Origin of the sequence: Azoarcus sp. TTM-91 (genome assembly GCF_012911025.1) — a bacterium.
GTDB lineage: Bacteria > Pseudomonadota > Gammaproteobacteria > Burkholderiales > Rhodocyclaceae > Azoarcus.
Map to the genome: position 1 here is coordinate 1 of NZ_WUEI01000136.1, position 10,805 is coordinate 10,805.

The following is a 10,805-nucleotide window of genomic DNA, read 5'->3' on the forward strand; positions in this document are numbered from 1 at the left end:
GAGCGGGCTGGCGGGAAGCCGGGGGAGGGGCCGGTGCTATACTTTTGCCGCATCATTCCTAGGAACGGGCTGCGGCAATATGACATCAATCTCTGCCAACTTGCAAGCCGTGGGCGAGCGCATCCGGCAGGCTGCGCGGGCGGCGGGGCGAGCGCCGGAAAGCGTGGCCCTGCTGGCGGTGAGCAAGACCTGGCCGGCCAGCGCGGTGCGCGAGGCCGCCGCCGCCGGGCAGCGGGCCTTCGGCGAGAACTACGTGCAGGAAGGCTGCGCCAAGGTGGCAGAGCTGGCCGGCCTGGGCCTCGAATGGCACTTCATCGGCCCGCTGCAGAGCAACAAGACGCGGCCGGTAGCGGAAGCCTTCGATTGGGTGCACAGCGTTGACCGGCTGAAGATCGCCGAGCGCCTGTCGGCCCAGCGCGACGCCCATCTGCCGCCGCTGCAGATCTGCATCCAGGTGAATGTCAGCGGCGAAGAGAGCAAGAGCGGCGTCGCCCCCGCGGAGGTGGAGGCGCTGGCGCTGGCGGTGGCGGCCCTGCCGCGGCTGCGGCTGCGCGGCCTGATGGCCATTCCCGAACCCAGCGACGACCCGGCGGTGCTGCATGCGCGCTTCGCCCAGCTGCGCAAGCTGCGTGACCGCCTGGCCGAGGCCGGCCTGGCGCTGGACACCCTGTCCATGGGCATGTCCCATGACCTCGAGGCGGCGGTGACCGAGGGCGCGACCCTGGTGCGGGTGGGTACCGCCATCTTCGGTGAGAGGCGTAAGGCCTGAGGCATGGCGGCTGCCAGGCTTCAGGCCTCACTCCTCACCCGTGACAAGAACATGAAGATTACCTTCCTCGGCGGCGGCAACATGGCCGCCGCACTGATAGGCGGCCTGATCGAGAAGGGCTTTTCCGCCGGCGACCTGCAGGCGGTGGACCTCAGCGCCGAGAGCCGCGAGCGGCTGGCGGCGCGCTTCGGCGTGCGCACGGTGGAGTCGCTGGACGATGCCGCGCTGGCTTGCGATGTGCTGGTGCTGGCGGTGAAGCCGCAGCAGATGAAGGCGGCGCTGGCGCCGCTGGCTGGCCGGCTGGGCAGGCAGATCGTCATCAGCATCGCCGCTGGCCTGCGTCTGGCGGACATCGGCCGCTGGCTGGGCGGATACAGCCAGCTGGTGCGCTGCATGCCGAACACGCCGGCGCTGATCGGCGCCGGCGTCACCGGCCTGTATGCCGATCCCTCGGTGGACGAAGCGGGCCGCGAGGCCGCCGGCCGGGTGCTGTCCGCCGTCGGCAGCATCGTCTGGATTGCCGACGAGGCACGCATGGACGCGGTGACCGCGGTGTCCGGCAGCGGTCCCGCCTATGTGTTCCACTTCATCGAATCGCTGGAAGCCGCCGGCCGCGCATTGGGTTTCGACGAGCAGCAGGCGCGCCGCTTCGCGCTGGACACCACGCTGGGCGCCGCCCGCCTCGCCGCCGCGTCGGAGGAGTCGCCGGCGGTGTTGCGCGAGCGCGTCACTTCCAAGGGTGGCACCACCCAGGCGGCGCTGGAGAGCCTGGCCGCCTCCGGCTGGCACGATGCCATGCTGGCCGCGGTGGCGGCGGCCGAGGCGCGTGGCCGTGAGCTCGGCGACGAGCTGGGCAAGGATTGAGGCGGCGCGTGCCGGCCGCCACCTTGCTGCCGCAGTCCGTCCGCTGCCACTTTCCGGCGTGTGCTTGTCTGTCCGATCGCTCATGGCCGTCCTGCCGCATGCCTTGCCGGCCGCGGCACCGGCCCGTCCTTCCCTCTTGCTAGGTTGAGACCATGCTCGCCAATGTGTTGCTGCTTATCCTCAATACCGTGGTCGGTTTCATCACCCTGATGCTGCTCGCACGCTTCTTCATGCAGTGGCAGCGGGTGTCCTTCCGCAACCAGATCGGCCACTTCGTCGTCACCACCACCGACTGGGTGGTGCGGCCGCTGCGCCGGTTCATCCCCGGGCTGTTCGGCCTGGACATGGCCAGCCTGCTGCCGGCCTGGGCCTTCCAGACCGCGCTGGTGTTCATCGAACTGGTGCTGCGCGGCGTGCCGCTGGCCGACAACCCGGCCAGCGTGCTGCTGGGGGTGTGGGGCCTGGGCCTGGTGGAGTTGCTGCGGATGATGATCTACCTCGTCTTCGCCATTGTGCTGGTGTCGGCGGTGTTGTCCTGGGTGAGCCCCTATTCGCCCGCGGCGCCTATCGTGAACGCACTGGCCGAGCCCTTCCTGCGGCCCTTCCGGCGTATCGTGCCGACCATCGCCAATGTGGATCTGTCGCCGCTGGTGCTGCTGCTGGTGCTGCAGATACTGCTGATGGTGCTGGGTAATCTACGCGGTGGGTTCACGCCGTTGCTGGTCGGCCTGTGAGCACGCCGCGCAGGCTCAAGCCGCCGTCTTCACGGCGGAGCGCGGTTTGAGCGACTGGCTGCGTGAGGCCGCCGACGGCAGCCTCACGCTCACCCTCCACATCCAGCCCGGCGCCAAGCAGACCGGCTTCGCCGGCCCGCATGGCGAGGCGATGAAGCTGCGCTTGGCCGCGCCGCCGGTGGATGGCAAGGCCAACGCCGCGCTGTGCGCCTTCCTCGCCGAGTTCTGCGGCCTGCCGAAATCGGCGGTCGAGCTGCTGAGCGGCGAGACCTCGCGGGCGAAGCGGGTCCGCCTGCGCGGCGCCGGGGGCGACGCCCTGGCGCGGCTGCGCGCCCTCGGCTGAGGCCGGGCGCACTTCTTTTCCTTTCTTCTGGTCGTGCCTGTATCGGCGCAAGCCGAGGCCTTGTGCCACCTGTTCCACGGGTGGTGCCTCGCCTGTCTGCCGGTTTTCCCCTGGGTCGGAACGTCAGCCGAAAACCTCCACTGGCAGCTGGACAGGCCGGCCTCGGCTCCGGCCCGGTTCCACCTTTAGGTCAGCCCCCGCTCCGCTGCTCCCTGGGTAACGTGCATGCAATCTGAGGCTGATTGGCGGATTTCATGCTAATTTTCCATGCACGCTATTGGTACATCCTGTTGCGGTGCAGCACCGTAAGTGTGCGTGAGTGCGGTGGGAAATCCGCTTTTGTATTAGCTCAAAACAATGCAATCGCCTGATCTGTGGCGATTAATCATCAACTTGGGAAAAACATTAACAAAAGATTAATTGCTGGCATGTTGCATGCAATCCGTAGGGAGCTTCCCTCGATTTCTCACCCCCTACGGAGGTCTTAGATGCTCTCTCTTCGCAAGCGCCTGCTCCCCTGGCTGGCCCTGGCCCCGATCGCGCTCGCCGCGTCCACCGGCGCCTGGGCGGAAACGGTTGCCCGCTACGGCATTTCCATGGCGGACATTCCCCTCACCACCGGCCAGCCAGACCGCGGCGCCGGCGCCTACCAGTTCACCGGCCACACGCTGTACGACCCGCTGATCGCCTGGGAGTCCAACATCGGCGACCGTCCGGGCAAGCTGATCGCCGGGTTGGCCACCGAATGGAAGCCGGACGCGAAGGACCCGAAGAAGTGGCTGTTCACCCTGCGCCAGGGCGTGAAGTTCCATGACGGTTCCGCCTTCGACGCCGACGCGGTGATCTGGAACCTGGAGAAGGTGCTGAACGAGAAGGCGCCGCAGTTCGACGCCAAGCAGAGCGCCCAGGTGCGCCCGCGCATCCCGTCCATCGCCTCCTACCGCAAGGTGAATGCGACCACGGTGGAGATCACCACCAAGGAGCCGGACGCGCTCTTCCCCTACCAGTTGCCCTGGTTCCTGATCGGCAGCCCGGCGCAGTGGGAGAAGATGGGCAAGGACTGGAACAAGGTGGCCTCGCAGCCCTCCGGCACCGGCCCCTTCAAGCTGGACAAGCTGGTGCCGCGCGAGCGTGCCGAGCTGGTGCGCAACGCCGACTACTGGGACAAGGCCCGCGTCGCCAAGACCGACCGCATCGTGCTGCTGCCGATCCCGGACGCGGTGACCCGCGGCAACGCGCTGCTGAACGGCCAGGTGGACATCATCGAGACGCCGGCGCCGGACATGGTGCCGCAGCTGCAGGCGGGCGGCTTCAAGATCGTCAAGAACGTCACCCCGCACGTCTGGCCCTACCACTTCAGCACCTATCCGGGCTCGCCCTGGACCGACATCCGGGTGCGCAAGGCCGCCAACCTGGCGGTGGACCGCAGCGCCATCGTCCAGCTGCTGAACGGCCTCGGCCAGCCGGCCAAGGGCCAGGTGGACGCGACCAGCCCCTGGTTCGGCAAGCCTTCCTTCGACATCAAGTACGACCTGAAGACCGCCAAGGCGCTGATGGCCGAAGCCGGCTACTCGCCGCAGAAGCCGCTGAAGGCCAAGGTGATCATCGCCCAGGGCGGCACCGGCCAGATGCTGTCGCTGCCGATGAACGAGTTCGTCCAGCAGAGCCTGGCCGAGGTCGGCATCCAGGTCGAGTTCGAGGTGGTCGAGCTGGAGAACCTGTACCTGCACTGGCGTTCCGGCGCCAAGGGCGACATCAACGCCAGCAAGGGCATCACCGCGATCAACCTCGGCTACGTCACCGCCGACCCGTTCTACGGCATCACCCGCTTCGTCAACAGCAAGTACGTGGCGCCCAACGGTGTGAACTGGGGCGGCTACGCCGACAAGGAAGTGGACGCCAAGATCGAGCAGCTGAGCACGACCTTCGACGTGCCGACGCAGAACAAGCTGCTGGCCGACATCCACCAGAAGATGGTGGACGACGCCCTGATGCTGTGGGTGGTGCATGACGTCAATCCGCACGCCATCTCGCCCAAGGTGAAGGAGTTCATCCAGGCCCAGCACTGGTTCCAGGACCTGACCACGATCCGCATGTAAGACCACGGGCCGGCGCGGCGCCGCAGCAGGCGGCGCGCCGGCGGGCGGCGGTGCCGCCGCCCTTTCCCGACACCGAATTTCCGAGGCCTTCCCATGTTTGCCTACATCATCAAGCGTCTGCTCTACGCGGTACCGATCGCGCTGGCGGTGACGCTGGTGGCCTTCCTGCTGGTGCACATCGCGCCGGGCGACGCGCTCAACGCCATCGCCCCCGCCGACGCGCCGGCCGAGACCATCGCGGCACTCAAGGCCGCCTACGGGCTGGACCGTCCGCTGCCGGTGCAATACGGCCTGTGGCTGGGGCGTGCGCTGCAGGGCGACCTCGGCGCTTCCATCGCCTCCGGCCGCAGCGTCACCAGCGAAGTCATGGCGGCGGTGGGCAATACCCTTTCGCTGGCCGGCGTGGCCGCCGTCATCGGCGTGCTCGCGGGCTGTGTGCTCGGTGGCATCGCCGGCTACCGCCACGGTGGCTGGGTGGACCGCATCGCCACCTTCATTTCCGTCATCGGCGTCAGCGTGCCCCACTACTGGCTGGGCCTGGTGCTGACCATCGTGTTCTCCATCACCCTGGGCTGGCTGCCGGCCATGGGCGCCGGGCCGGAAGGCGGCTGGTTCCTGGATGGCGCGCATCTGCCCTACATCGTGCTGCCGGCGCTGACCATGGCGGTGGTGCCCATGGGCATCCTCACCCGCACGGTGCGCGCGGTGGTGGTGGACATCCTGGCGCAGGACTTCGTCCAGGCGCTGCGCGCCAAGGGCCTGGGCAACCGCCGCATCTTCCGCCATGTGGCGAAGAACGCCGCGCCCACGGTGCTGGCGGTGGCCGGCCTGCAGCTGGGCTACCTGATGGGCGGCTCCATCCTGATCGAAACCGTGTTCGCCTGGCCGGGCACCGGCTTCCTGCTGAACACCGCCATCTTCCAGCGCGACCTGCCGCTGCTGCAGGGCACGCTGCTGGTGCTGTGCCTGTTCTTCGTACTGCTCAACCTGCTGGTCGACATCGCCCAGCCCTTCATCGATCCGCGCATGCGGCGGACCTGAGGACCACGCCATGTCACTTGCCCTGGATGCCGGCAGCACGCCGGCCACCCTTCCCGCACAGCGCTCGCGCGGCTACTGGTCGCGGGTGCTGCGGCGCCTGTCGCGCGACCCGGTCACGCTGGCCTGTGCGGCCATCCTTCTCCTCATCCTGCTGGCGGCGGTGTTCGCGCCGCTGATCGCGCCGGCCGATCCCTTCAAGGGCAGCATGATCAAGCGCCTGCAGCCCATAGGCGCCGAAGGCTTCCTGCTCGGCACCGACGAGCTGGGCCGCGACATGCTCACCCGCCTCATCTACGGCGGCCGCCAGTCGCTGCTGATGGGCGTGCTGCCGGTGGTGCTGGCCTTCGGCATCGGCACCACCATCGGCGTCATCGCCGGCTACGTCGGCGGCCGGGTGAACATGGTCATCATGCGCACCCTGGACGTGTTCTACGCCTTCCCCTCGGTACTGCTGGCGGTGGCCATCTCCGGCGCGCTCGGCGCCGGCCTCAACAACTGCCTGCTGGCGCTCACCCTGGTGTTCGTGCCGCAGGTGACGCGGGTGGCGGAGAGCGTGACCACCCAGGTGCGCCAGCTGGACTACATCGAGGCCGCGCGCATGAGCGGCGCCGGGCCGTGGATGATCGTGCGCGAGCAGGTGCTGGGCAATGTGCTCGGGCCGATCTTCGTCTATTCCACCGGCCTCATCAGCGTCTGCATGATCCTGGCCTCCGGCCTCTCCTTCCTCGGCCTGGGCGTGAAGCCGCCGGAGCCGGAATGGGGCCTGATGCTCAACACCCTGCGCCCGGCCATCTTCCAGAACCCGCTGGTGGCCGCGCTGCCGGGGGCGATGATCTTCATCACCTCCATCTGCTTCAACCTGCTCGCCGACGGCATACGCTCGGCGATGGACATCCGGAGCTGACGCCATGAGCGCGCTAGAACAATCCGCCGTTGCCGACCGCGGCGGCCCCGCCCAGCCGCTGTTGAGCGTCAAGGGCCTGCAGAAGCACTTCCCGGTGCGCGAGAGCGGCGCCCTGCCGTGGGTGAAGAAGGGCCCGGCGCGCAAGGTGCACGCGGTGGACGGCGTGGATTTCGCCGTCGCCAAGGGCGAGACCCTGGGCATCGTCGGCGAGTCCGGCTGCGGCAAGAGCACCACCGCGCGGCTGATCGCCCGCCTGATAGACGCCGACCAGGGCAGCCTGGTGTTCGACGGCGAGGGCGTGGCCGAATTCGGCGGCATGGCGCTGAAGGACTACCGCCGCAATCTGCAGATGGTGTTCCAGGATTCCTTCGCCTCCCTCAACCCGCGGCTGACCATGGAAGAGGCCATCGCCTTCGGCCCGCGCGCCCACGGCCTGCCGGCCAGGGAGGCGAGTGCACGGGCGCGGGCGCTGCTGGCCCGCGTCGGTCTCGCGCCTGAACAGTTCGGCGGCCGCTACGCTCACGAGCTGTCCGGCGGCCAGCGCCAGCGGGTGAACATCGCCCGCGCGCTGGCCTTCGAGCCGCGCCTGCTGATCCTGGACGAAGCGGTGGCGGCGCTGGACAAGTCGGTGCAGGCCCAGGTGCTCAACCTGCTGCGCGAGTTGAAAGAAGAGCGCGGCCTCACCTATCTCTTCATCTCCCACGACCTGCATGTGGTGCGCTACTTCAGCGACCGGGTGATGGTGATGTACCTCGGCCAGGTGGTGGAGATCGGCGCGGTGGAAGCCATCTACGGCGCCGCCCGCCACCCCTACACCAGCGCGCTGCTGTCGGCGGTGCCCTCCATGGACCCGGCCAACCGCACCCAGCGCTCGCCGCTGGCCGGCGACCCGCCCAACCCGATCGACCCGCCGGCCGGCTGCCGTTTCCGCGACCGCTGCGTGCATGCGCGCGCGGTCTGCGCCGAGCAGGCGCCGCGCATGCTGCCGCTGGATGCCGGCGGCCGCCACTTCGCGCGCTGCCACATGAACGACCTCGCCTCCGGTTACGCCAGCTCGGCGCCGGCGGCCAACCCGGAGGCGGTGCAATGAGCAAGCCCCTACTCAGCGTGCGCGACCTCAATGTGCGCTTCCACGGCGAACGCAACGCCAGCGCCCTGAACGGCGTCAGCTTCGACCTCGCCGAGGGCGAGGTGCTGGGCCTGCTGGGCGAATCCGGCTCCGGCAAGAGCGTCACCCTGCGCACCCTGCTGAAGCTGCATCCGCCGGCGCGCACCAGGATGAGCGGCCACATCCGCGTCGGCGACACCGACGTCATGGCGCTGCAGGGCCGCGCGCTGGAGCAGTACCGCGGCGGCATGGCGTCCATGGTGTTCCAGGACCCCGGCCTGGCCTTCGACCCGCTGTACACCGTGGGCGAGCAGATCGTCGAAACCATCCTCGCCCATGAGCGCATCGGCGCCGATGCCGCCCGCGCCCGCGCGCTGGAGTTGATGGAGCGGGTGCAGATTCCGCAGGCCCGGCGGCGGCTGGATGCCTATCCCTTCGAAATGTCCGGCGGCATGCGCCAGCGCGCCATGATCGCCCTCGCCCTGGCCTGCCGGCCCAAGCTGCTGCTGGCGGACGAGCCCACCACCGCGCTGGACGCCACCGTGCAGATCCAGGTGCTGCTGCTGTTGCGCGAGCTGCAGCGGGAACTGGGCATGTCGGTGATCTTCGTCACCCACGACATCGGCGCCGCGGTGGAAGTCTCCGACCGCCTGGCGGTGATGTATGGCGGCCGCATCGTCGAGGAAGGCAGCGTGGCCGACGTCGTGCAGCGCCCGGCCCATCCGTATACTGCCGGCCTGCTCGCTTCCACCGTGGTGGACGTGCCGCGCGACCAGGCGCTGCCGGCGATTCCCGGCGCGCCGCCGGACCTCGCCGCGCTGCCGCCCGGTTGCGCCTTCGCCCCGCGTTGCGCCCATGCGAGCGCCCAATGCCGCGAGCAGGTGCCGGCGCTGCAGGCGATGGAGGGTGACGAACGCCACCGCGCCGCCTGCTGGCACGCCCTGCTGCAGCCGGCCCACGCCTGAGGGAGATCATGGAAAACGCGCCCGAAACCGTAGACAAATCCCGCGGCCGCCTCACCGACGAGGTATGCAAGCGCATTGCCGACGACATCGTCCTCGGCCACTTCGCGCCGGGCGCGCGGCTGGAGGAATACGCGTTGGCGGAACGCTACGGCGTGTCGCGCACGCCGGTGCGGGAGGCCATCAAGCTGCTCGCCATCTCCGGCCTGGTGGTCTACAAGCCCAACCGCGGCGCCTCGGTGGCGCAGATGACGCCGGAGCAGCTGGACTACACCTTCGAGGCCATCGGCGAGCTGGAAGCCGCCTGCGCCCGCCATGCCGCGCTGCGCATGAACGAGGCCGAGCGCGCCCGGCTGGCGGCGCTGCACGAAGCCAGCCGCGCGGCGCTGCAGAGCCGCGACATGGAGACCTACTCCGCGCTCAACGTCGAGTTCCACGAGCTGATCATGGACGCGGCGCACAACCCGGTGCTGAAGGAGGTGACCGCCGCGCTGCGCACCCGCGTCACCCCCTTCCGCCGCACCCAGTTCCGCGATTTCGAGCGCATCGGCGCCTCCTTCGCCGAGCACGCCACCATCGTCGAGGCGCTGCTGGCGGGCGACGCGCTGGGCGCCTTCCGCGAGATGCGCGCCCACCTGCTGTCCGCCCGCAGCGCCTCGCAGCGGCTGTCGCCGCTGTGGGGCAAGGGCGAGGCGGTCTGAAATGGGCCGGCATGCAGCCGGGCAGCGCATTGATGTGGTAACCCCAAGGGCGGCAGCGGGCCGTCGATGACAACGAGCAACAAAGCAACAGAGAGACGAGCAATGAAAGTCCTTACCGCCTTCCCAGGGCGCATGACGCCCGCCACTGACCGAAAGTCCGCCGCCGCCGCGCCCTGCCGTTCCCGACGCCTTTCCATCCGGGCCGTGCCAGCGGAGGCCGGGCGATGAAGCACTTCAAGTTCGACTGGTTCATGAAGGGCATGGTGGTGGCGGTACTGCTGGCCAGCCTCTGGCCGGAGCCGGGCGCCCACGGCGGCTGGCTGCACCCGGACCTGCTGAACAAGATCGGCGTGGCGCTGATCTTCTTCCTCAACGGCTTGGGCCTGAGCTTCGCCGCGCTGCGCCAGGGCACCGCCCAGTGGCGGGTGCATTTGCTGGTGCAGGGCATCACCTTCGGCCTCTTCCCCATCCTCGGCCTCGGCATCCTGTTCGTCACCCAGGGCTGGATGAAGCCGGATCTGCAGCTGGGCTTCTTCTACCTGTGCGCGCTGCCGTCCACCGTGTCGTCCTCGGTGGCGCTCACCGCGGTGGCCAAGGGCAACGTGCCGGTGGCGGTGTTCAACGCCACGCTGTCCAGCCTGTTGGGCGTGGTGCTGACGCCGCTGTGGCTGGGCCTGGTGATCGGCCACAGCGGGGCGGAATTCCCGGTGGGTGAGGTGATGCTGGATCTCTGCCTGTGGTTGCTGCTGCCGCTGGCGGTGGGGCAGCTCTCCCGCCCGCTGCTGGGCGCCTGGGCGCACCGGCACAAGAAGCGCCTGGCACTGGTGGACCGCATCACCATCCTGGTGCTGGTCTACACCTCCTTCGCCGATTCGGTGGCGCAGGGCGTGTGGTCCCACTACGGCATCGCCGCGGTGCTGGAGGCGGCGGTGGGTTCGGCACTGGTGTTCTGCGCGGTGATCTACGCGCTGAACGCGTTGTGCCGCGCCATCGGCATCGCCGAACCGGAGCGCTATGCGGCGGTGTTCTGCGGCTCGAAGAAGACGCTGGCCTCCGGCGTGCCCATGGCCCAGCTGATCTTCGGCGCCAACCCGGCGCTGGGCTTGATCCTGCTGCCCATCATGATCTACCACCCGTTCCAGCTCGCGGTTGGCGGCGTGCTGGCGCAGAAGTGGGCGAAGGAGCGGGAGCGGGCGGAGAGCGAAGCCGCGAAGGTGGTGGCTCAGGGGTGAGGTGGTTCAGGTAGCCTGCGTCGCTGTCGCTGTCGCGGGTTTTCTCCC

The 10,805-nt window shown here is 69.0% G+C and carries 11 protein-coding genes; all 11 read left to right on the forward strand.

The window, feature by feature from the left end; all coding sequences use genetic code 11:
* The first annotated feature begins 79 nt into the window (after positions 1–79).
* The 11 genes from GRF61_RS21465 (at position 80) to GRF61_RS21515 (ending at position 10,757) form a co-directional block, all read left to right on the forward strand.
* Positions 80–769, forward strand: coding sequence for a YggS family pyridoxal phosphate-dependent enzyme (locus GRF61_RS21465; protein WP_169152664.1), 690 nt, complete (start codon positions 80–82; stop codon positions 767–769).
* 51 nt (positions 770–820) lie between these two features.
* A complete protein-coding gene (gene proC, locus GRF61_RS21470; protein WP_169152665.1) occupies positions 821–1,633 on the forward strand; it encodes a pyrroline-5-carboxylate reductase in 813 nt (270 codons plus the stop codon).
* Positions 1,634–1,785: 152 nt separating this feature from the next.
* Entirely contained in the window at positions 1,786–2,367 is a 582-nt protein-coding gene (locus GRF61_RS21475) for a YggT family protein (protein ID WP_169152666.1), read from the forward strand.
* A gap of 46 nt (positions 2,368–2,413) precedes the next feature.
* Positions 2,414–2,710, forward strand: a complete 297-nt coding sequence (locus GRF61_RS21480; protein ID WP_169152667.1) for a DUF167 domain-containing protein — start codon at positions 2,414–2,416, stop codon at positions 2,708–2,710.
* A gap of 488 nt (positions 2,711–3,198) precedes the next feature.
* Positions 3,199–4,809 (forward strand): ABC transporter substrate-binding protein, encoded by a 1,611-nt coding sequence (locus tag GRF61_RS21485; RefSeq protein ID WP_169152668.1) that lies wholly within the window; start codon positions 3,199–3,201, stop codon positions 4,807–4,809.
* A 93-nt stretch (positions 4,810–4,902) separates the two neighbouring features.
* Positions 4,903–5,850, forward strand: coding sequence for an ABC transporter permease (locus tag GRF61_RS21490; protein WP_169152669.1), 948 nt, complete (start codon positions 4,903–4,905; stop codon positions 5,848–5,850).
* 10 nt (positions 5,851–5,860) lie between these two features.
* Positions 5,861–6,754, forward strand: coding sequence for an ABC transporter permease (locus GRF61_RS21495; protein ID WP_169152670.1), 894 nt, complete (start codon positions 5,861–5,863; stop codon positions 6,752–6,754).
* Between the two features lie 4 nt (positions 6,755–6,758).
* The gene (locus GRF61_RS21500) at positions 6,759–7,844 is read left to right on the forward strand and encodes an ABC transporter ATP-binding protein (protein WP_169152671.1); all 1,086 of its coding nucleotides are present in this window, start codon (positions 6,759–6,761) and stop codon (positions 7,842–7,844) included.
* The gene (locus GRF61_RS21505; RefSeq protein WP_169152672.1) at positions 7,841–8,827 is read left to right on the forward strand and encodes an ABC transporter ATP-binding protein; all 987 of its coding nucleotides are present in this window, start codon (positions 7,841–7,843) and stop codon (positions 8,825–8,827) included. Before GRF61_RS21500 ends, GRF61_RS21505 begins: the two co-directional genes overlap by 4 nt.
* An 8-nt stretch (positions 8,828–8,835) precedes the next feature.
* Entirely contained in the window at positions 8,836–9,525 is a 690-nt protein-coding gene (locus GRF61_RS21510; RefSeq protein WP_133590213.1) for a GntR family transcriptional regulator, read from the forward strand.
* Between the two features lie 224 nt (positions 9,526–9,749).
* Positions 9,750–10,757, forward strand: coding sequence for a bile acid:sodium symporter family protein (locus GRF61_RS21515; protein ID WP_169152673.1), 1,008 nt, complete (start codon positions 9,750–9,752; stop codon positions 10,755–10,757).
* The last annotated feature ends 48 nt before the right edge of the window (positions 10,758–10,805 follow it).